The sequence below is a fragment of the Streptomyces malaysiensis subsp. samsunensis genome, assembly GCF_024519315.1.
Lineage (GTDB): Bacteria > Actinomycetota > Actinomycetes > Streptomycetales > Streptomycetaceae > Streptomyces > Streptomyces malaysiensis.
In genome coordinates this window covers 80,015-99,860 of sequence record NZ_JANIIC010000035.1, presented here as the reverse complement: position 1 = coordinate 99,860, position 19,846 = coordinate 80,015, and the positions used below count along the sequence as shown (strand labels likewise).

Genomic DNA, 19,846 nt, shown 5'->3' with positions numbered 1-19,846 from the left:
GACGGACGCCGCACGCATCGCACAGACAAGGACCCGATGATGGCCCGACGCATCGACCCCACCCGCCGGGACGGCCGGCGCAACCGGGTGAACCCGCTGGACAAGGCAGGTATCACCTACATCGACTACAAGGACACCGAACTGCTGCGGAAGTTCATCTCCGATCGCGGCAAGATACGCAGCCGCCGGGTCACCCGGGTGACCGCGCAGCAGCAGCGCCAACTGGCCCGCGCGATCAAGAACGCGCGTGAGATGGCGCTGCTGCCCTATGGGGCGCGCTAGGCGCTCCGCCGGAAGTGGGCTGGGATATCGCCGACCGTCGCGGATTCAACAGGTGCATGGGTGCGCGTGTATGCACATAATGGTTTCATGGAGTCCCGTCATCATGAACGCTGGTCCCACCGGCGGCACCAGCTCGCGCATCTGCTGAAACCGCACTCCCATGAGTCGGCGCAGAAGGTCGACCCCGCGCTGGAGTCATCGGCCGAGGGCATGCGTGCCCTGTGGCTCTCCCTCGGCGTCCTGGGCGCCACCGCGGTCCTCCAGGCCGCGGTCGTGCTGCTGTCCGGCTCGGTGGCGCTGCTGGGCGACACCGTCCACAACGCCGCCGACGCCCTGACCGCGCTGCCGCTCGCCGTGGCGTTCGTCCTGGGGCGCCGCGCGGCGACCCGGCGGTTCACCTACGGCTACGGCCGGGCCGAGGACCTGGCCGGGATCGTCATCGTCCTGACCATCGCCGCCTCGGCGGCCCTGGCCGCCTACGAGTCCGTGGACCGGTTGCTGCACCCGCGCGACATCGCCCATCCGGGCGTCGTCGCGCTCGCGGCGGTGCTCGGCTTCATCGGCAACGAATGGGTGGCCCGCCTGCGGATCCGGGTCGGGCGGCGGATCGGCTCGGCTGCCCTGGTCGCCGACGGACTGCACGCCCGCACCGACGGCTTCACCTCCCTGGCCGTGCTGGTGGGCGCGGGCGGCGTGGCGCTCGGCTGGCGGGCCGCCGACCCGCTGGTGGGCCTGGCCATCACCGTCGCGATCCTGCTCGTCCTCAAGGACGCGGCCCGCGAGGTGTTCCGGCGGCTGATGGACTCCGTCGACCCGGCGGTGGTCGACACGGGCGAGGCCGCACTGCGCGCGGTCCCCGGAGTGCTGCGGGTGACCGAGCTCCGGATGCGCTGGCTCGGCCACGGGCTGCGCGCCGAGGTCACGGTGGAGGTGGACGGTGGCCTGGATCTGCGCGCGGCGCACGATGTGGCGGTCAGGGCGGAACACGCCCTCCGCCACGCGGTGCCCCGGCTGACCGCCGCCCTGGTGCACACCGATCCGGCCCCTGGGCCGGGCGCCGAGGATCCGCATCGCCTGCTGGCGCACCACGCCGGATCCCCACCGGGGTGATGGGCTCCTTCCGCATCAGCTTGCGGGCGTCCCGCCAGGGCTGGAACACCCGGCCCCGGCCCGGCCCTCCAGGCGGGCCCGTACCTGCCGCATCCACCCCGTCACCAGGGGCGCCCCGGAGGAGAGCCGCAGCGCGGAGGGAAGGGGGGCGCGGGGTGAGGCGGTCCGGCGGCGTGCAGGGGAGCGGGGGAGACGGGGTGCACCGTCCCCTTTGGTGCGGTCAGTCGTGCGACGGGGCCCCGGTGACCATGTGGTCCGCGTGGTTGACGGCCTCGACGACCAGTCGGCGCAGATGGCCGTCGTGAAGTGAGTACACCGAGCGGCGGCCCTCCTTGCGCATCTGGACCAGCCCGGCCAGCCGGAGCTTGGCCAGATGCTGGCTCACCGCGGGGCGGGCCGCCCCGCTGGCCTCGGTCAGGGTGTTGACATCGGCTTCGCCCCGGGCGAGGGACCACACCAGATGCAGCCGGGTCGGATCGGAGAGCAGTGAGAAGACATTGGCGGCCGTGGAGAACTGCGCCGCGCCACTGGGGTGCGTATGCGATCGGGTCGCAGTTGAGGAGGGTTCGCTGACCGGCATGCCCCCATCGTAGAGCGGCGGGCCGGGGCGGGTCCCGTCCCGGCCCGTCCCGCGTCCGGGTCGCTGTCCGGTGGATTTCACGGGCCGCCCGCGACGTGTGGCCCGGCGGCCCGGCCGCCACCGCAAGGTGACTGCCGGATGCCGCGGCCACCAGCCGCCGATGTCACGGGTGTGAGGAACCGCCGGACATGGTTTCGCTTCCGGCGGCCCGGCGGCCGGTCCGCCCCGCGCCCGGCCACGCGGAGGTGTGCAGCAGCCGCAGACCGTTGAGGCCCACCAGGACGGTGGACCCCTCGTGGCCCGCCACGCCGAGCGGCAGCGGCAGATGGCCGAAGAGATCCCACACCACCAGCGCTCCGATGCATGCGCACGCGATGACCAGGTTCTGCGCCACCAGGCGGCGGGCGCGCCGGGACAGGGCCACGAGCGAGGGCACGGCGGCCAGTTCATCGCGGACCACCACGGCGTCGGCGGTCTCCAGCGTCAGCGCGGAGCCCGCGCGGCCCATGGCGACACCGGTGTGCGCGGCGGCCAGCGCCGGGGCGTCGTTGACCCCGTCGCCGACCATCAGGACCCGCTCCCCGGTGTCCTCCCAGCCCCGTACGGTGGCCACCTTGTCCTGCGGCAGCAGCCCGGCCCGTATGTCGGTGATGCCGACCTCCTCGCCCAGCCGGGCGGCGGCACGCTTGTTGTCGCCGGTCAGCAACACCGGTGGGGTGCCGGTGAGTTGCCCCAGCGCGGCGACGGCCTCGGCGGCCCCGGCGCGCAGCGGGGCGGCGATGGCGAGCACGGCGGCGGGGCGGCCGTCGACGAGGACGGCGACCGCGGTGGCACCGCCGTCCTCCACCTCGGCCACGGCGGCACGGACCGGGCCGTCCTGGTCGACGGCTGTACGGGCGTCGTCGTCGGTGGTGGCTGTACGGGCCGGGTCGTCGGTGGTGGCCGTATGGGCCGCGTCGTCGGCGGTGGCTCTACGGGACGACTCGTTCGCGACATCCGTACGCCCCGGATCGCCCCCGCCCGTCGGCGGCGCCGGTTCGCCGGGGCGCTTCAGCGGTGGCGTCGCGCCGTCCAGCAGCGCCAGGGGGCTGCCCACCTGGACGGTCCGGCCCGCGACCACCGCCCGTACGCCCCGGCCCGGCGCCGAGCCGAAGTCGGCCGCGGGCTCCAGACGCAGACCGCGCTCTTCCGCGGCGGCGACCACCGCACGGGCCAGCGGGTGCTCGCTGGGCCGCTCGGCCGCTGCGGCCCAGGCCAGGGCCTCGTGTTCGGTGAGGCCACTGCCCGGGAGCACCCGGATCCCGCGGACGCGCGCCGATGCCTCGGTGAGGGTTCCGGTCTTGTCCAGCGCCACCCGGGTGATGCCGCCCAGCCGCTCCATGGCCGCGGCTGACTTGACCAGCACGCCGTTGCGTCCGCAGGTGGCGATGGCGGACAGCAGCGGTGGCATGGTGGCGAGCACGACCGCACACGGCGATGCCACGATCATGAAGGTCATGGCCCGCAGCAGGGTTTCGGTGAGCTCCGCGCCGAGGGCGAGGGGGATCGCGAACAGCGCGAGCGTGGCGGCCACCATGCCGATGGCGTAGCGCTGCTCGATCCTCTCGATGAACAGCTGGCCGGGTGCCTTGCGCTCGCTCGCCTCCTCGACCATGGACACGATCCGGGCGATGACCGACTCGGAGGCGTCCCGGTCCACGGTGACGCGCAGCGCGCCCGTCCCGTTGAGCGTGCCCGCGAACACCTCGTCCCCGGGTCCCTTGTCCACCGGGAGCGGTTCGCCGGTGATCCCGGCCTGCTGGACGTCGCTGGTCCCCTCGCGGACGGTGCCGTCGGCGGGCAGCCGCTCACCGGGCCGTACGAACACGGTGTCGCCGACGCGCAGCGCGCTGACGTCCACCCGCTCCTCGGCGCCGCCGGGGGTGAGCCGCGTGGCGGTGTCGGGCGCCAGGTCCAGCAGCCCGCGTACGGAGTCGGCGGTGCGCCGGGTGGCGAACGCCTCCAGTGCGCCCGAGACCGCGAAGATGACGATGAGCAGGGCGCCGTCGAGGAACTGCCCGATCGCCGCGGCCCCGAGCGCGGCGACGACCATCAGCAGATCGACGTCGAGGGTGCGTTCCCGCAGGGCGCGCAGGCCCGCCAGGCCCGGCTCCCAGCCCCCGGCGGCGTAGCAGATGGCGTAGAGCGGGGCCCACAGCCACGCCGGGGCGCCGGTCAGGTCGAGCGCGAGGGCGGGCAGGAACGCGGCGGTGGCCAGCGCGGCCCACCGCACCTCGGGCAGCTCGCGGACGCGGGTCCGGCGCGGCCGTACGGGCGGTGGGGCGTCGGCGGGGGACCGCTCCTCGATGACTTCGGCGGACACCGGGGCACACCTCTTCCTCGACTGGTGGGGCGATGGTCTGACCCCGCCACCATACGGGAACATATGAAGATCTCTTCAAGTGTTGCTGTGGATACGATGGCGGCATGGGACACGGAGCCGACAGTCAGACCACCCCGGCAGCGCATCTGGACGCGGACTCCGCCGCCACCATCGCCGCCACCCTCCAGGCCCTGGCCACACCGTCGCGGCTGATGATCCTCACCCGTCTGCGCCAGGCCCCCTGCGCGGTCACCGAACTGGCCGACGCGGTCGGCATGGAACAGTCCGCGGTCTCCCACCAACTCCGGCTGCTGCGCGCGCTCGGGCTGGTCACCGGTTCACGCCGGGGCCGCCGGATCGTCTACAGCCTCTACGACAACCACGTCGCCCAACTCCTGGACGAGGCCGTGTACCACATCGAGCATCTGCGGCTCGGCGCCCGCGATCTGCCGGCCAAAACCGACCTCGACCAAGCCGACCTGGACAAGACCGACTCGGACAAGACCGAGTTGGACAATGCCGAGCTCGACACGGATCGGGGCTGAGCGGTGAGCGGCACGGTGAACACCCCGGCCGGGCCGGGGGAGTTGCGGCGGCGCCTGGGGGTGTTCGACGCGGTCGTGGTCGGCCTGGGGTCGATGATCGGCGCGGGCATCTTCGGGGCGCTGGCGCCCGCGGCGCGGGAGGCGGGGTCGGGGCTGCTGTTCGGCCTGGTGGCCGCCGGAGTGGTGGCGTACTGCAACGCCACCTCCTCCGCGCGGCTGTCCGCCCGCTATCCGCAGTCGGGCGGCACCTATGTCTACGGCCGCGAGCGGCTGGGCGACTTCTGGGGGTATCTGGCCGGCTGGGGGTTCGTGGTCGGCAAGACCGCCTCCTGCGCGGCGATGGCCCTGACCGTCGGCTCCTATGTCTGGCCCGCGCAGGCGCCCGCGGTGGCGGTGGCGGCCGTGGTGGCGCTGACGGCCGTCAACTACGTGGGGGTGCACAAGGCCGCCTGGCTGACCCGGGCGATCGTGGCCGTCGTGCTCGCGGTCCTGGCCGCCGTGGTCGTCGCCCTCCTCACCTCCGGGGAGGCGGACGCCGCCCGGCTGGAGATCGGCCACGACGCCACCCTCGGCGGGGTGCTGCGCGCGGGCGGCCTGCTGTTCTTCGCCTTCGCCGGATACGCCCGTATCGCCACCCTCGGTGAGGAGGTCCGCGACCCGGCGCGCACCATTCCCCGCGCCATCCCCCTCGCGCTCGGCATCACCCTGGCCGTCTACGCGGTCGTCGCGATCGCCGCGCTGACCGTGCTGGGCAGCGGCGGACTGGCCGCGGCGAGCGCCCCGCTGGCCGACGCCGTGCGCGCCGCCGGGCTCTCCTGGCTGGCGCCGGTGGTGCGGGTGGGCGCCGCGGTGGCCGCGCTGGGATCGCTGCTCGCGCTGATCCTGGGCGTCTCCAGGACCACCCTGGCCATGGCCCGCGACCGGCACCTCCCGCCCGTGCTGGCCGCCGTGCACCCCCGGTTCGCGGTGCCGCACCGCGCCGAGCTGACCGTGGGCGCGGTGGTGGCGGTGCTGGCGGCGACGGCGGATCTGCGCGGTGCGATCGGGTTCTCCTCGTTCGGGGTGCTGGCCTACTACGCCGTCGCCAACGCCTCCGCCTGGACCCTCACCCCGGCCGAGGGCCGCCCACCGCGGATCATCCCGGCGCTCGGCCTGGTCGGCTGCCTGGTGCTGGCCTTCGCCCTGCCCGTCTCCTCGGTGGTCTGGGGCGCGGCGGTACTGGCCGTGGGCGCGGCGGCCTACGGTGTGCGGCGCGCGACGGCCTCGTAGCGCCGTACGGCGACCGGCCGGGAGGCGCCCCTCGGCGATGAAGGGGGCCCGGGGCGTGGCGATCGCGGCGGCTCGTCGATCGGATCCACCCCACCGGCGGGCCGTCACCGAAGCGCGTGCCCGCCGCTCATCCCGGCGGGGCCGCCAGGGTCTTCTCGTCCGCCGTCGCTCGCTGCCTGTCCACCCGCTGGGCGGCCTCCTCGACCCACGGTGGCAGCGGGCGGCGCAGCCATAGCGCGGCCGGGAGGCGGGTGAGCAGGCCACGGAGTGCGGTGCGGGCCGCCGGGTCGTGGCCGGCCCGGGTGAGGAGCGCGGCGGTGCGGCGGGCCGCGAGGGGGAGGGGGCGGCGCAGCCAGCAGCTGATCAGTTCGTTGTGGCGCATCGCGGCGGTGCGGTCCTCGTGCGGTGAGGGGGACGGATGGTGGAGGGCGACCACCTCGGGGCAGTACGAGACGCCCCAGCCCATCGCGGCGAGGTCGTAGGCGAGCAGGGTCTCCTCGTCGCCGAGGAAGATCAGTGGATGGAAGCCGCCTGCCTCCAGGAAGGCGCCGCGGCGCACCACGGCGGCACGGGTGAGGAAGCCGTAGACCTCCGCTCCTGGAAGGTCCTCGGCCCGGCCGACGGGGGAGGCGGCCAGCGTGGCGCCCCGCGGATCGGGCCGCTCCTCGGGGCCGATCCGCACCTGGCCCGCCAGCAGCCCCAGCCGCGGATGGCCGTTGAGCAGGGTGGCGGCCCGTGCCAGGGACCCTGGCGCCCACCAGGAGTCGTCGTCGCTGAACGCCACGTAGGGGGTGCCGATGGCGCGTACCCCGTCGTTGCGGGCGAGCGCCCCGTGGCCGTCCCCGTGGGCCAGGACCCGCGCCTGGGGGAAGCGCTCGGCGACCATGGCCCTGGTGTGGTCCGTCGAGCCGTGGTCCACGACCACGACCGGTGGCCGCTCCGGCAGCGCGGTGAGGTGCTCCAGGGCTGTGGCGAGGCGTTCGGCGTGGTCACGGGTGGCGATGACGACGCCGACGGCGGGGCCTGGCGCGTTCATGGGCACCGGGTACCCGGCGCCTTGTCCGCTATGCGGTGCGCCCCAGGCACACTTGGGGACGCGCCGCGCCGCCGCGCGGCGTGATCTATGTCATGTTCGACACAGTCGTTCCGCGGGTACGGTGCTGACACTGATCGCGTACGAGGAGCGGCGTCGTTTGTCCCTGGACCTGTCATCCGTCATCGCTGCGACCACGCAGTGGCTGATCAGGGCATATCCGGCGGCCGACGGGGCGATGAACGCGGCGCTCGCCGAGGCGCAGGCCCGGCAGGCCGTCACCGTGGCCGCCTGGTTGCGCTATACGGACCCCACCGACGCTTCCCTGGTGGCGCTGATCGGTCCGGGCGGCTCCTTCCGGCTGGACTGGCTCGTGGACGCGGAGCCGTACGAGATCCGCGGCCCCGACGGCGTCTGGCGCACCTGTGTGGACGAGGTCGTGGCGAGCTGGGCGGCGGCCCTGCTCACCTGCTCCACCCTGGCGTCCGAGGGGGTGGCGGCGCTTGCCGAGTGCGAGCACGGCCCCGGGTCTCCCGGTGAGTTCCGGCGGCTGACGGCGCCGGACACGCACGACCGGCGTGCGGCGCCGTTCCTGCGCCATCCGGACCTGATGTCATGCGTGGCGGAGCTGCACCGTCCGCAGCTGCTGGAACGTCTGGGGCGGCTGCACAGCGACGACCAGACGCCCACCAGCGCGGCCTCCTGAGCGGTCAGCGTTCACGCCCTGAGCATCGGCGTTCACGGCCTCTCGGCGGCCCTCACGGCGTCGGGAGCACCCCTTGCGCGTTCACGGTGACGCGTTCGCCGCGGGGGCAGTGGACCACCGTGGACGGGAAGTCCGGGCGCCGGGTCTCCTCCAGGAACGCCGAGAGCGGGGAGCTGAAGGCGGCGTAGTCGTCGTAGTGCACCGGCAGGACCCGCTCTGGCCGTACGGCCCTGACCAGATCGGCCCCCTGGGGAGCGTCCATGGTCACGATGAGCCCGCCCGGAAGCCGGGTGCCGCCGAGGTGGACCACCGCCAGATGCACATCCGGGTAGCGCCGGGCGATCTCATGGACGCCCGGGAACATCAGCGTGTCGCCGGTGATGTAGACCCGCAGCCGGGGCGGCTGCCCCGGCTCGCCGAAGTCCAGCAGACTCCCCATCACCGGTGGCAGCAACCGCTGCCAGCGGCCGGGGGCGTGTATCCCGGGCAGTGCGGTGACCCGGACCTGGCCGCTGCCGTTCACCAGCACGTGATCGTGCCAGGTGGGCAGCCCGGTGGCCCGGCTGAACCCATGGATGGCCTGGAGCCGGCGGGAGGCGTGCGGGGTGGTGATGATGGGCAGTGAGCGGTCCAGCCGCCGGCGCGCCACCCGGTCCCAGTGGTCGCCGTGCAGATGCGAGAGCACCACGGCGTCCAGGCCGGACGGTATGTCCGAGGCGGCCAGTGCGGGCTCGGTCAGCCGCCGGGACATCAGCCCCTTGCCGAGGTAGGCGTACTGGCCCCGGTGCAGGAAGTTCGGGTCGGTGAGCAGCGTGAGCGTGCCGTAGCGGATGAGGAGCGTGGCGTTGCCGATGAAGAGGAGTTCGGCGGCGCCGTCCGGCGGAGTGGTCATGGCCCGACCACCGCCTCCCGCGGCTCCGGCCGGCCGGGGGCGAACATCGTGGCGGTCGCGGTGTCGTGCAGCGACTCCAGCGCCGCGCGCTGCCGCCACGCCCGGTTGAGCAGTTCGGTGAGCCGATCGGAGTCCAGCCGGATGTCCTGGCCGGCCGCGGCCAGCAGCGCATGCCACAGCAGTGCCTTGCCCTCCACACCGATCCGCAGCGACTCCAGCTCGACTACCGAGCTGAGCCCGGAACGGCGCCGCAGACGGCCGTTGGGCTTCAGCCGCCCGGCCTTCTCGCCCAGCCAGCCCCCGTAGACCTTGTAACGGCGTACGGGCACCTCGAGGTCGGCCATGACGGCCAGCAGCGCCTTACGGTCCTCCAGGATCTGTACGGCGAGGTCCTCCAGCTCGCCGCCGAGGGGCGACTGCCGGTGCTCGCGGGCCGCCCGGCGGGCCAGTTCCCATCCGGCCGTCGCTCCGGCCAGATGGTCATTGAGATAGATGCCGAGCATGCGGGGGGATGTCGATGTCCTGGGCTCGCTCATGATCGTCCTTTGGGATCGACAAGGCCGTGTCAGGCCACGAGCAAGGCCGTATCAGGCCCTGTGCAAGGCCGTACCGGGCCACGCGCCCCATGGAGTGCCCAGCACCGGCCGCCTCAACCAGAGCCTCGCGCCCCCGCTGCCCCGCGCGGGCCGCCCGTGTCGCGCGGCCTCAGCCCTCCGGAACCACCCGCCGCCGGTAGTGCGGGCACTTGGTGAGGTCCTCGTGCAACGGCGAGTTCGTGCCCAACCCGCGTCACGGCGCGAAGGCCGCAGCCCAGCTGGAGGTCTGGGCGGCTGTCGGCGGTCATCGTCGCTCGTCCTCCTCGACGGCTGGTCCGGTCCCCGGGTGGCGCAGCGGCGCCGAGGGGTACGGGACCACGGCCGTTGGGCCGCTGCCGCATCGGGGGACGGCCGGGACGCGGGGACGAGCAGGGGGCCGGATTCCCCGGCCCGGGGACGCCCCGGGCCGGGGGAGGCGGGTTCAGTCCTCGTCCTCCTCGTCCTCGAAGGCGTCGCCGATCTCGTCGACGACCTCCGCGGCGACCATTCCGCCGACGACGCCGACCGCGACACCCGCCGCGACGCCTCCGACGATCGCCGCGGTGCTCGGGCCGGAGCGCCGCGCGCCGTCGTGGTGCCCGTCGTGGTGGTGGTCCGCGTGCCCGTAGCCGTGGCCGTCGTGTCCGCCGTGGCCGTAGGAGCCGTACGAGCCGTAGGCGGCGCGCCGCTCGACGAGTTGTGCGATCCAGGCGTCGACCTCGGTGTTCCAGTCGCGGTGCTCGACGCCCTCATGGCCGACGGTGAAGAGCGTGAGGGCGTCCTCCCCCGAGGTGAACAACCCGCCGCGCTTGTCGGCCTCCAGGACGACGTCCATGCCGCCCGCGTTGGCCAGGAAGGTCACCTCGAGCTCGTTGATGGCATGGGCGTACTGGGGAGCCGGGGAGAGCTCGATCTCCTGGTAGAACGGCAGCCGCTGCCCGGTGCCGCCCACATGGCCCAGCTCCAGATCGGCGGACCGGAAGCCGAAGCCGAGCTGCCCCAGCGCCTCCAGGATGGCCTCCTGGACCGGCAGCGGGCTCACGGTCAGCTGGTCGAGGTCGCCCTTGTCCTTCGCGCCCGCGACCTCCAGCCCGGTGCGCACGCCGAGGATGATGCCCAGCGGCTGCCCGTAAAGCTCGGTGACCGGCGTCTCCCAGGGGAGGTGGGCCGTGAACGGGAGGCTGCGGTGCTCGCCCTCGGCGAGCCGGAAACCGCCGCCGACGGTGAAGCGGTCGAAGAGGACGACGCCCTCCCGCTCCTCGTCGCCGCGCTCGTCCTCCACCCGGGCCACGAGCTCCAGCGTGATCTGCTCGATCTCGAAGTCCGCCTTGCCACCCTGGAGATGGACCTGGCCGGTCAACGGCCCGCCGGGGAGTACCGGGCCGGGGTCCAGCACCGTGTCCACGGTGGGTCCGCCGACACCGAGCGAGCCGAGCAGTCGTTTGAACACCATCGTGGCGTTCACTCCTTCAAATATGCGTACTGTCGCGTATGCGTGGGGGTTGCGGGCGCGTGCGGCGGCGGACGGGGGTCGCGCGACAGCGGGCCATGTGCCGCGGAACGTTCGCGGCCGGTGGCACGTTCACCGTGGGTCCTCCCTCCGTAGTTCTACACGCATGTAGAAGCATAGGGTGCGCGCCGCCTTGAATTGGCCCATCCGGGCGCGTCGGCGGGGGAAGTCCGAAAATGATCACTCATCGGGCCGGGCGGAGCGCCCTTCAGGCGCGGTGTCCTCGCGCAAGGTGCCGGCCACGGTGTCCGCGAAGGCCCGGGCCAGCGGCGGGAGCGCGTCCCAGCGGCGCGCGGCCCAGCCGACCGGCAGCGGGGGCAGCGCCGGGATCGGGACGAGCCGCAGCGGCCCCTCGTCCCCGGGCACCGGCAGCCCCGGCAGGGCGGGCACCACGGCGCGCCCCAGGCCGAGTTCGGCCAGCAGCAGGGCCGTGTCCCAGTCGGCGACGCTCGTATCGGAGCCGGCCCGTATGCCCAGCTCGGCCAGGGCCGCGTGGAGGCGCCCGCCCGAGGTGGAGTTCGGCGGCAGCCGTACGAGCGGGATGTCGGCGAGGTCGGACACCTCCACCCGGGGCCGGGCCGCGAGCGGATCCCCGGCCCGCATGGCGAGCACCCACGGCAGCTCGGCCACGGGCCGCTGTTCGACACCGCGCACCGGGCCGCCGAGGGAGATCCAGGCCAGGTCCAGATTGCCGGCGATGAGGGCGCCGAGGCAGCCGCGGCTGGAGCTCTCGGTCTGGAACTCCAGGTTCACCTTCGGATAGCGCCGGCGGAAGGAGACGATCGCCTCGGCCATGAAGTGCCGCACCGTGGTGCTGCCGGTGGTGATCCGCACCGAACCGCTCTCCCCGTGCACCAGGTCGCCCAGGCGGCGCAGCGCCAGTTCGAGCCCGGCGATGCCGTCGGCGGCGGCCTCGCACAGAATGAGCCCCGCCGGGGTGGGCGCGACGCCGCGCGGCTGGCGCTCCAGCAGGCTGACACCGGTCTCGCGTTCCAGCCGCTTCACCCGCTGGCTCACCGCCGACTGTGTGCAGGCCAGTTCCCGGGCCACGGCGCTGAGGCTTCCGGCGCGGCACACGGCCACGAACACCCGCAGATCATCCAGAGTCATAACCTCCAAGCTAGAGCTTGGAGTTGGCGAGCAATTGCCAGGATTGACTGGGATGGCCGCAGGTCGGGACGATCGTCGCAGGGCTCAGGCGGCAACCCGTGCGGCGTCCGCACATGGATCCGGACCGGGTGGGGGTGGGGCACGGGTGCCGACCTGCCAAGCACCGAAAGGACACGACCTGTGCCTGCCGCTCCCCCTCCTGCCGCCGCCGACCGGGCCGTCACGTTCCTGCGCCACCTCGGCGCCGCGCGCATCGCCCACCCCGGCGGTACGCTCCTCGCCCACCTCCAGCGCGTACGGGCCCGGCTCGCCGCGTGGGGAGCCCGCCCGGAACTCCAACTCGCCGGGCTGTGCCACGCGTTCTACGGAACCGACGGCTTCCCGGTCACCCTGCTGCCCCTCGGCCGCCGGGGTGAACTCGTGGCGGTGATCGGCGCGGAGGCCGAAGCCATCGTGTACCTCTACGCGAGCTGCGACCGGAAGGCCACCTGCCCGGCGCTCGCCGACCCCGGCGCGGCCTTCCACGATCGCTTCACCGGCCGTACGCACAGTCCGGAACCCCGGCTGCTCCGGGACTTCGCCGAGCTGTCGGCCGCCAACGAGCTCGACCTCGCCCGCCGCGACCCCGTACTCCGGGAACGGCGCGGCCCCGAACTCCTCGCCCTGTTCACCCGCTTCCGCCCGCTGCTCAGCCGCCCGGCCTGGCTGGACGGACGCGCGGTCCTCACGCCCTCGCCACTGGCACCCGACTGAGGCCCGCGGGGCAGGTGGCGCGCGGGCGCGGGTGTGCGGGCACCGTGGAGTGGCCGGTGAACGCGGCCCGCGAACCGCCGCTCCGGGCCCGGCCGGGATCCGGGCGCACTGCGCGCCACCGGCGTGGGTGACGGCCGGGCGGGCCGAGTTGGATCCGCGGATGGTGTTCGGGACGTCGGCCACGGACACCGGGCTGGACGCGTGGGCCCCGGTCCGGAGCCGATTGAGTTCCCTGTCCGTGGCATCCGTACATGACCATGTCCCATCCCTAAGGAGCACATCACCATGGCCACTCCGCTCACCGCCGACCGTCTGCTCAAGGCACTTCGCGACGAGGGGCTGGAAGTCCGTGAGTACCGCGACTGGCGCGCTCACAACCGCAACTCCAAGGGCCCCTGGGGCCCGGTCAACGGGGTGATGATCCATCACACCGTCACCAAGGGCACCGACTCCTCCGTGGAGCTGTGCTACGAGGGACACTCCTCGCTGCCGGGGCCGCTGTGCCACGGTGTCATCGACAAGGCCGGCGTGGTCCACATGGTCGGCCACGGCCGCGCCAACCACGCGGGTCTCGGCGACAGCGACGTGCTCCGAGCGGTCGTCGACGAAGCCGCGCTGCCCCCCGACAACGAGGCGGACACCGATGGCAACCGCCACTTCTACGGCTTCGAGTGCGTCAACCTCGGCGATGGCGAGGACCCCTGGCCGGAGGCGCAGAAACTGGCCATCGAGAAGGTGTCCGCGGCCATCTGCCGTGCCCATGGCTGGACCCAGCGCTCGGTGATCGGCCATCTGGAGTGGCAGCCGGGCAAGGTCGACCCGCGTGGCTTCACGATGGACTCCATGCGCGGCCGTATCGGCAAGCGGCTCGGCGCCGAACCGGCCGGCCCGGCCCCCAAGTCGCCGCGCGTGCCGAACGTCTAGGCGCCACACCGGTTTCCCCTGCCCCGGGGGCGGGGCGAGGAGCGGGTCAGCCGTCCTCGCCCCCGCCGCCGGGGCAGCCCGCGTCCAGCAGCGGGTCGATACCCGCCCGCAGGAAGCGCAGCAGTGTGTCGTCCGGCGTGGCGGCCAGCGCCGGTGAGCGTATGGCCAGGCGGAGCAGGGTGATGCCCATCAGCCACGCCGCCAGCAACTCGGCCCGCAGCTCGGCGTCCTCGCCCTCCAGGCGCCGGGCGAACCCTTGTGAGAACACCTCGGTGACCTCCTCGCGGAGCCGCCCGACGGTCTCCTCCCGGCTGGAGGAGCGGAGCTTGGTCAGCAGTGGATGCGGGGCCTCCTCCTCGGTGGGCCCGTTGGAGACCACATCGCAGATCCACGCCGACACCTCGTCCAGTGGCAGATGGCGCAGTGGCTCGAACAGGCCGGTGCCGGCCGACACCGCGTCGAACAGCGCCTCCTTTGAGCCGAAATAGCGGTAGACCAGGGCGGCGTCCACCCCCGCGTCCTTGGCGATATCGCGCACACTGCTGCGGTCGTAGCCGTACCTGGCGAAACGCAGCGCGGCGGCCCCCAGCAGCGCGCTGCGCGTGCCCTCCGCGTCGTATCTGCGGGGGCGCGGGGGGAGGCCGTCGCACCGCCGTGTGTCGCTTGCCCGGTTCACCCTGTCGTACCTCCGCCTGGACGTGCCGTACATGCTGCCGGTTCAGCCTCGCATGTCCAGAAGTCACCCACCGTTGTCATCACTTGTTGACCAAGATTGGGGTCGGGGCGTTATGTTTTGTCAACGCGTGGTGACATTGGTCGCCGCCCAGCGCGGTCCCGGCCCAACGACGGTGTCCGGCCGCTGGTTTCCCGACCGGGCGGCCCCGTGCCGTCCTCGCCACGTGCCCGCATCTGACCCCCAGCAGAAGTGGTGATCCCCTGTGCAGATACGACGCGTCGCCGTCGTGGGAACCGGCTACGTCGGACTGACCACCGGCGCCTGTCTGGCCACCCTCGGCAATCGAGTGGTGTGCGCGGACACCGACCGCCACAAGGTCGAACGGCTCCGGCGCGGAGAGGTCGACATCCTCGAGCCCCGCCTGCCCGAACTCGTCCGGGAGGGACTGGACTCGGGGCGGCTGGAGTTCGTCCAGGACACCCGGGCCGCGGTCGCCGACGCCGACGTGGTGTTCCTGTGCCTGCCGACCCCGATGGGCGTCGGCGGCGCCGCCGACCTGGCCGCCGTCGAGGCCGTGGCGGACCAGATCCGCGACCGGCTGCCGCACGGCAGCGTGGTGGTCAACAAGTCCACCGTGCCCGTCGGCACCGCCGAGCGTGTGGCCGCGCTGCTGGACCGCCCCGACGTGGCCGTGGTGAGCAACCCGGAGTTCCTCCGGGAGGGTTACGCGGTGCGCGACTTCCTCCACCCCGACCGCATCGTGGTCGGCGCCGCCGACCCGGACGCGGCGCGCCGGGTGGCCGATCTGTACGCCGGGCTGGACGCCCCGCTGGTGCTCACCGACGCCGCCGGCGCCGAACTCGCCAAGTACGCGGCCAACTTCTTCCTGGCCATGAAGCTCTCCTTCGCCAACAACCTCGCCACCCTGTGCGAGCACTTCGGCGCCGATGTGGACGATGTGCTCACCGGCATCGGCCACGACCCCCGCATCGGCTCGGCCTTCCTCAAGCCCGGACCCGGCTGGGGCGGCTCCTGCCTGCCCAAGGACACCCACGCCCTGCTGACCATCTGCCAGGAGTCGGGCGTGGACTTCCCACTGCTCGGCGCCACCATCGAGACCAACGTCGAACACCAGCGGCGGCTGGTCGAGCGGGTGGTGGCCGGATGCACACCCGGCGACGGCTCGCTGCGCGGCGTACGGCTGGCCGTGCTGGGCCTGGCCTTCAAGGCGGGCACCTCCGATCTGCGCGACTCACCGGCCCTGGCCATCGCCCGGCTGCTCAAGGAGCGGGGTGCCGAACTCCACGCCTACGACCCCGCCCTCCGTGAGACCCGCCCCGACCTCAGCGATCTGCTCACCCTCACCGACACCCCCGAAGAGGCCCTGCGGGGAGCGCGCGCCTGTCTCGTCCTCACCGAGTGGCCGGAGTTCCGCGACCTCGACTGGGAGCGCGCCGCCGGACTGCTCGGATCCCCGGCCGTCTACGACTTCCGCAACCTCCTGGACCCGGACCGGCTGCGCCGCGCCGGGCTGAGCTGCGAGGGCATCGGCCGCACACTGGCGATGGCGCGCTGACCGCCCCGCCCCTTCCTCGCCGTACGAGACCCTTCCCACAGAAAGGCCCCTGCGTTGCGGGTCATGTTCACCACGCTCGGCAGCCCCTCCCACGGCCGGGCCCAGCTTCCGCTGGCCCGGTCCCTCGCGGCCGCCGGCCATGAGGTGCTGGTGGTCACCACCCCGGCCCTCACCTCCGTCTTCGAACGGGAGGAGGTGCGGGTGACGAGCGGTATGGGCGACTTCAGCCCGTCCTCCTTCCTCGGTCCCGTACTGGCCGAGGAGGCCGCACAGGCCGGTTCGCCGGACCTGGCGGACGAGCAGCCACCGGCGCGTATGCTGCGCCTCATGGCCAAGGCCGTGTCCGGCCCGATGGCCACATGGCTGCTGGACACCGTGCTCCCCGTGGCACACGACTTCCGCCCCGACCTCATCCTGCGCGACGGGATGGACCTCGGCTCCTGTGTCATCGCCGAAACGCTCGGCATACCCCAGCTGTCCACCCCCTCCGGGGCCGCCAACAGCTTCGACCCGGCCGCGATGCTCCCGGGCCTCAACGCCCTGCGGAAGCGGCAGGGGCTGGCCATCCTCGAGGACCCGCTGTCGCTCGTCCCGCACGGGCGCATCGACTACGTACCACCCGCGTTCTCCTTCGCCCGCCATCTCCCGGCCTCCTGGTCCTACCGGCAGACGGTGGACGTGGACCGGGGCGCCGCGCTGCCCCGCTGGATCGCCGAACTGCCCACCGACCGGCCGCTGATGCTCGCCGCCATCGGCACCGCGATCCCCATGCTCCGCGACAGCGCACACGAGGCCGACACCCCCGCGCCACCCATGCCGATGCAGGATCCGGCGGATACGCTGCGCGCCATGATCCAGGCCGTGTCGCGGCTGGAGGAGTGCACCGTCGTCCTCGCCACCTCCGGCATTCCCGTGGACACCGACGGGGTGCCACCGCATGTGCGCATCACCGATCGGGTGCCACAGCCGCTGCTGCTGGAATCCGTGGACCTCTTCCTCACCCACGGTGGCTTCAACAGCATCCGCGAATCGCTGCGCACGGCGACGCCCATGGCGGTGCTGCCCCAGTTCGGCGATCAGCCCGGCAACGCACAGCGGGTCCAGGAGCTCGGCCTCGGCCGCCACATCACCGACCCCACGCCGGACGGCATCGCCGCCGTCTGCCGTGACGTGCTGGCCGACGACGGCTGCCGCGCCCGGGCCCGTCGGGCGCGGCTTGAGATGCTGGCGCTGCCGGAGATCGACAGCGCCGTCCCCGACCTGGAGAAGATCGCCGGGTGACGCCCGACTCCCGGAGCCCGGGCGCGAGTGCCCGGGCTCCGGGAGCCCGCCCATTCCCGGCCCCGGCTCCGGGCCCCCGCTTCCCCGGTCCGAGCCCCCGCTTTTTCCCGGTCCCCAACGCGCGGCAGAGAAGGTTCGCAGCTACGTATGTCGTCCTCATCCACCAGCACCGAGCCCGCCGAGCCCCAGACCCCCGCCCGGCTGACCCACCGTCAGGTCGTCACCGTGCTGTCCGGGCTGGTGCTCGGCATGTTCCTCGCCGCGCTGGACCAGACCGTGGTCTCCTCGGCGCTGCGCACCATCGCCGACGATCTGCACGGCCTCACCGCCCAGGCGTGGGTCACCACCGCCTATCTCGTCACCGGCACCATCGCCACGCCGCTGTACGGGAAGCTCTCCGACATCTACGGCCGCCGGCCGGTGTATCTGGCCGCGATCGTGCTGTTCACCTTCGGATCGCTGCTGTGCGGATTCGCCACCTCCATCCACCAGCTCGCGGCCTTCCGGGCGGTCCAGGGCCTCGGCGGTGGCGGGCTGATGTCCCTCGCCATGACGATCATCGCCGATATCACCTCGCCCCGGGAGCGCGGCCGCTACCAGGGCTACATCACGGCGGTGTTCGCCGGCTCCAGTGTTGTCGGCCCCCTGGTGGGCGGGGTGTTCGCCGAGCGCGCCACTTTGCTGGGGATCGCCGGGTGGCGCTGGATCTTCCTGGTCAATGTGCCGCTTGCGGCCCTCGCCGTGGTGGTGATCCTGCGGGTGCTGCACGTACCCCACCGGCCCGTACGGCACCGCCTGGACTACGGCGGGGCGCTGACGCTGGCGATCGGGATCGTGCCCCTGCTCATCGTGGCCGAACAGGGCCGGAGCTGGGGCTGGGGCTCTCCCCGGGCGCTGGTGCTGTACGCGGTGGGGGTGGTCGGGCTGGTCGCCTTCGTACTGCTGGAGCGGCGGATGGCGGATGCCGCGCTGCTGCCGGTCAGGCTGTTCCGCATCCGCGCGTTCCGGCTGGGCACCGTGCTGCACTTCACCGTGGGCATCGCCATGTTCGGCGCCATGACCACGCTGCCGCTCTACCTCCAGCTGGCCAAGGGCATGAGCCCGATGGGGGCGGGCCTGGCCACGCTGCCCACCATGGCGGCGAATGTGACGGTGACCCTGGTGGTGGGCCGGCTGATGTCGCGGACCGGCCGGTTCAAGGTCCATCTGGTGGCGGGCGTCGGCTCCCTCACCGTCGCCATGCTGGTGTTCGCCACCCTGAGGGACGACAGCCCGCTGTGGTACGTGGCCATCGGCATGGTGTTCATGGGGGCGGGCCTCGGCGCGGCGATGCAGACGATCACCACGCTCGCCCAGTCCGAGGTGCCGGGGCGGGACATGGGCGCGGCCACCGCGTCGGTGAACTTCTTCCGTTCCAACGGCGGCACGGTGGGCGCCGCCGTCTTCCTGTCCATCCTCTTCTCCCTGGCCGGTACGCGGATCGGCGAGCGCCTGGCCGTGGCCTCCCAGGACGCCTCGTTCCGCCGGCTCGCCGGGGAACCGGCGAACGCGGAGGCGCTGAAGGGCGTGGTGCGGCCCGACGGCGGGGTCAATCTGGAGGACTCGGCCTTTCTCCGCCACCTCGATCCGGGCGTGGCGCAGCCGTTCCTGGAGGGCTACGTCAGCGCCCTGCGTGTGGTCTTCCTCACCGGGGCGGCGGTGGCCCTGATCGCCTTCGTGATCGCCGCCTGGCGGGTGCCGAACACCCAGCTCTCCGCCGACTGACCCGGTCGGCGGAGAGCGGGCGGACTCCGAGGCGGCGGCGGAAGCGCCACCGTACGGCCCCGGGTGGAACCGGGGTCTACCAGGGCGCCGGAGTGCCGTCCCAGGAGAAGAACCCGCCGGTGGGCCCGGTGTCCGGGAGGAGGGCGAGCCTGACCGCGCCCGCCGCCGCCTCGGCCGGATCCCCGTCGCTCCCGGCGGCGCGGGCGTTCAGATCGGTCCTGCGCAGCCCGGGGGCCAGCGCGTTGACCTTGAAACCTTCCGAGGCCAGGGCCTGTGCGGTGTAGAGGGTCAGGGCGTTCAGGGCCGTCTTTGAGGAGCGGTAGGCCGCGCCCGATCCGGCGGAGACGGCGAACTGATGCTCCGGATCGGCGCTCCAGGTCAGCGAGCCGGTGCCGCTGGAGACATTGACGATCCTGGGCGCGGGCGAGCGGCGCAGGGCCGGGAGAAAGGCGTTGGTGACGGCGAGGACACCGAAGACGTTGGTCTCATAGGTCCGGCGGAAGCCGTCGAGATCCGCGTCGGGCGCCGTGCCGCTGTCCACCATGATCCCCGCGTTGTTGACCAGGATGTCCAGCCGATCCAGCCGCGCGGCGGCCGTGGCGATGCTGTCGGGGTCGGTGACATCGAGCTCCATGGGCCGGGCGGTGCCACCGATCTCCTCGACGGCCCGCCGCCCCCGCTCGGCGTCGCGCGAGCCCACGTACACGGTGATTCCCTCGGCGGCGAGTGCGCGTGCGATTTCCTTGCCGATGCCCTTGTTGGCACCGGTGACCAGTGCTGTGCGATCGTTCATGACATCAAGGGTTCCCCGGCCACGCTCACCCTGCCAGGGACAACCTGTCCCAGGCAGGTCCCGGGCGGATACTGAGCGGGCGCCGGGCAGATACCGGGCAGGTAC

The 19,846-nt window shown here is 73.1% G+C and carries 18 protein-coding genes and 1 pseudogene; 10 read left to right on the top strand and 9 right to left on the bottom strand.

The genetic code is table 11. The features are described 5' to 3' along the window. Nucleotides 1-39: 39 nt before the first annotated feature. Nucleotides 40-282 (top strand): 30S ribosomal protein S18, encoded by a 243-nt coding sequence (gene rpsR, locus NQU54_RS27580; RefSeq protein WP_069873879.1) that lies wholly within the window; start codon nucleotides 40-42, stop codon nucleotides 280-282. Nucleotides 283-369: 87 nt separating this feature from the next. Next, nucleotides 370-1,392, top strand: coding sequence for a cation diffusion facilitator family transporter (locus NQU54_RS27575; RefSeq protein WP_257633443.1), 1,023 nt, complete (start codon nucleotides 370-372; stop codon nucleotides 1,390-1,392). A gap of 220 nt (nucleotides 1,393-1,612) precedes the next feature. On the opposite strand, the gene NQU54_RS27570 is transcribed toward NQU54_RS27575, so the two are convergent. Further along, nucleotides 1,613-1,972, bottom strand: coding sequence for an ArsR/SmtB family transcription factor (locus NQU54_RS27570; RefSeq protein ID WP_069873827.1), 360 nt, complete (start codon nucleotides 1,970-1,972; stop codon nucleotides 1,613-1,615). Between the two features lie 163 nt (nucleotides 1,973-2,135). Next, a complete protein-coding gene (locus NQU54_RS27565) occupies nucleotides 2,136-4,334 on the bottom strand; it encodes a heavy metal translocating P-type ATPase (protein WP_308408506.1) in 2,199 nt (732 codons plus the stop codon). Nucleotides 4,335-4,438: 104 nt separating this feature from the next. On the opposite strand from NQU54_RS27565, the gene NQU54_RS27560 reads away from it, so the two are divergent. Both NQU54_RS27560 and NQU54_RS27555 read left to right on the top strand, forming a co-directional pair. Beyond that, the gene (locus tag NQU54_RS27560) at nucleotides 4,439-4,879 is read left to right on the top strand and encodes an ArsR/SmtB family transcription factor (RefSeq protein ID WP_257633442.1); all 441 of its coding nucleotides are present in this window, start codon (nucleotides 4,439-4,441) and stop codon (nucleotides 4,877-4,879) included. A 3-nt stretch (nucleotides 4,880-4,882) separates the two neighbouring features. After that, nucleotides 4,883-6,148, top strand: a complete 1,266-nt coding sequence (locus NQU54_RS27555; protein ID WP_257633441.1) for an APC family permease — start codon at nucleotides 4,883-4,885, stop codon at nucleotides 6,146-6,148. Between the two features lie 127 nt (nucleotides 6,149-6,275). On the opposite strand, the gene NQU54_RS27550 is transcribed toward NQU54_RS27555, so the two are convergent. After that, entirely contained in the window at nucleotides 6,276-7,184 is a 909-nt protein-coding gene (locus tag NQU54_RS27550; RefSeq protein WP_257633440.1) for a glycosyltransferase family 2 protein, read from the bottom strand. Nucleotides 7,185-7,341: 157 nt separating this feature from the next. On the opposite strand from NQU54_RS27550, the gene NQU54_RS27545 reads away from it, so the two are divergent. Continuing rightward, nucleotides 7,342-7,887, top strand: coding sequence for a hypothetical protein (locus NQU54_RS27545; protein ID WP_257633459.1), 546 nt, complete (start codon nucleotides 7,342-7,344; stop codon nucleotides 7,885-7,887). A 52-nt stretch (nucleotides 7,888-7,939) separates the two neighbouring features. On the opposite strand, the gene NQU54_RS27540 is transcribed toward NQU54_RS27545, so the two are convergent. The 4 genes from NQU54_RS27540 to NQU54_RS27525 form a co-directional block, all read right to left on the bottom strand. After that, entirely contained in the window at nucleotides 7,940-8,779 is an 840-nt protein-coding gene (locus NQU54_RS27540) for an MBL fold metallo-hydrolase (protein ID WP_257633439.1), read from the bottom strand. Continuing rightward, complete coding sequence (locus tag NQU54_RS27535) at nucleotides 8,776-9,315, bottom strand: hypothetical protein (RefSeq protein WP_257633438.1); 540 nt, start codon at nucleotides 9,313-9,315, stop codon at nucleotides 8,776-8,778. The genes NQU54_RS27540 and NQU54_RS27535 overlap by 4 nt, the downstream gene beginning before the upstream one ends. A gap of 481 nt (nucleotides 9,316-9,796) precedes the next feature. Next, the gene (locus NQU54_RS27530; protein ID WP_257633437.1) at nucleotides 9,797-10,807 is read right to left on the bottom strand and encodes a sporulation protein; all 1,011 of its coding nucleotides are present in this window, start codon (nucleotides 10,805-10,807) and stop codon (nucleotides 9,797-9,799) included. A gap of 237 nt (nucleotides 10,808-11,044) precedes the next feature. Continuing rightward, nucleotides 11,045-11,974: a LysR family transcriptional regulator gene (locus NQU54_RS27525; RefSeq protein WP_257633436.1), complete on the bottom strand. Its 930-nt coding sequence runs from the start codon at nucleotides 11,972-11,974 to the stop codon at nucleotides 11,045-11,047. A 180-nt stretch (nucleotides 11,975-12,154) separates the two neighbouring features. Between NQU54_RS27525 and NQU54_RS27520 the strand changes: the two genes are divergently transcribed. Continuing rightward, on the top strand, nucleotides 12,155-12,727 hold the full coding sequence (locus NQU54_RS27520) for a DUF6817 domain-containing protein (protein WP_257633435.1): 573 nt from the start codon (nucleotides 12,155-12,157) through the stop codon (nucleotides 12,725-12,727). A gap of 285 nt (nucleotides 12,728-13,012) precedes the next feature. After that, a pseudogene (locus NQU54_RS27515) lies at nucleotides 13,013-13,636 on the top strand (N-acetylmuramoyl-L-alanine amidase); the annotation flags it as partial. Between the two features lie 61 nt (nucleotides 13,637-13,697). On the opposite strand, the gene NQU54_RS27510 reads toward NQU54_RS27515, so the two are convergent. Then, nucleotides 13,698-14,327 (bottom strand): TetR/AcrR family transcriptional regulator, encoded by a 630-nt coding sequence (locus tag NQU54_RS27510; RefSeq protein WP_257633434.1) that lies wholly within the window; start codon nucleotides 14,325-14,327, stop codon nucleotides 13,698-13,700. Nucleotides 14,328-14,589: 262 nt separating this feature from the next. On the opposite strand from NQU54_RS27510, the gene NQU54_RS27505 reads away from it, so the two are divergent. The 3 genes from NQU54_RS27505 to NQU54_RS27495 all read left to right on the top strand — a co-directional run bounded on the left by NQU54_RS27505 (nucleotide 14,590) and on the right by NQU54_RS27495 (nucleotide 18,948). Beyond that, nucleotides 14,590-15,903 (top strand): UDP-glucose dehydrogenase family protein, encoded by a 1,314-nt coding sequence (locus NQU54_RS27505; protein WP_257633433.1) that lies wholly within the window; start codon nucleotides 14,590-14,592, stop codon nucleotides 15,901-15,903. A gap of 63 nt (nucleotides 15,904-15,966) precedes the next feature. After that, nucleotides 15,967-17,184 (top strand): glycosyltransferase, encoded by a 1,218-nt coding sequence (locus NQU54_RS27500; protein WP_257633432.1) that lies wholly within the window; start codon nucleotides 15,967-15,969, stop codon nucleotides 17,182-17,184. A 147-nt stretch (nucleotides 17,185-17,331) separates the two neighbouring features. Then, complete coding sequence (locus tag NQU54_RS27495; RefSeq protein WP_257633431.1) at nucleotides 17,332-18,948, top strand: MDR family MFS transporter; 1,617 nt, start codon at nucleotides 17,332-17,334, stop codon at nucleotides 18,946-18,948. A gap of 76 nt (nucleotides 18,949-19,024) precedes the next feature. Here the strand turns inward: NQU54_RS27495 and NQU54_RS27490 are convergent, their stop codons facing one another. After that, a complete protein-coding gene (locus tag NQU54_RS27490) occupies nucleotides 19,025-19,741 on the bottom strand; it encodes an SDR family oxidoreductase (protein WP_257633430.1) in 717 nt (238 codons plus the stop codon). Nucleotides 19,742-19,846 lie beyond the last annotated feature (105 nt).

What these genes read in the sequence shown, in the direction of transcription:
- rpsR (WP_069873879.1), top strand. Translation starts at nt 40, where the DNA reads ATGGCCCGACGCATCGACCCCACCCGCCGGGACGGCCGGCGCAACCGG.
- NQU54_RS27575 (WP_257633443.1), top strand. Translation starts at nt 370, where the DNA reads ATGGAGTCCCGTCATCATGAACGCTGGTCCCACCGGCGGCACCAGCTC.
- NQU54_RS27570 (WP_069873827.1), bottom strand. Translation starts at nt 1,972, where the DNA reads ATGCCGGTCAGCGAACCCTCCTCAACTGCGACCCGATCGCATACGCAC.
- NQU54_RS27560 (WP_257633442.1), top strand. Translation starts at nt 4,439, where the DNA reads ATGGGACACGGAGCCGACAGTCAGACCACCCCGGCAGCGCATCTGGAC.
- NQU54_RS27550 (WP_257633440.1), bottom strand. Translation starts at nt 7,184, where the DNA reads ATGAACGCGCCAGGCCCCGCCGTCGGCGTCGTCATCGCCACCCGTGAC.
- NQU54_RS27540 (WP_257633439.1), bottom strand. Translation starts at nt 8,779, where the DNA reads ATGACCACTCCGCCGGACGGCGCCGCCGAACTCCTCTTCATCGGCAAC.
- NQU54_RS27535 (WP_257633438.1), bottom strand. Translation starts at nt 9,315, where the DNA reads ATGAGCGAGCCCAGGACATCGACATCCCCCCGCATGCTCGGCATCTAT.
- NQU54_RS27530 (WP_257633437.1), bottom strand. Translation starts at nt 10,807, where the DNA reads ATGGTGTTCAAACGACTGCTCGGCTCGCTCGGTGTCGGCGGACCCACC.
- NQU54_RS27525 (WP_257633436.1), bottom strand. Translation starts at nt 11,974, where the DNA reads ATGACTCTGGATGATCTGCGGGTGTTCGTGGCCGTGTGCCGCGCCGGA.
- NQU54_RS27500 (WP_257633432.1), top strand. Translation starts at nt 15,967, where the DNA reads ATGTTCACCACGCTCGGCAGCCCCTCCCACGGCCGGGCCCAGCTTCCG.
- NQU54_RS27495 (WP_257633431.1), top strand. Translation starts at nt 17,332, where the DNA reads ATGTCGTCCTCATCCACCAGCACCGAGCCCGCCGAGCCCCAGACCCCC.
- NQU54_RS27490 (WP_257633430.1), bottom strand. Translation starts at nt 19,741, where the DNA reads ATGAACGATCGCACAGCACTGGTCACCGGTGCCAACAAGGGCATCGGC.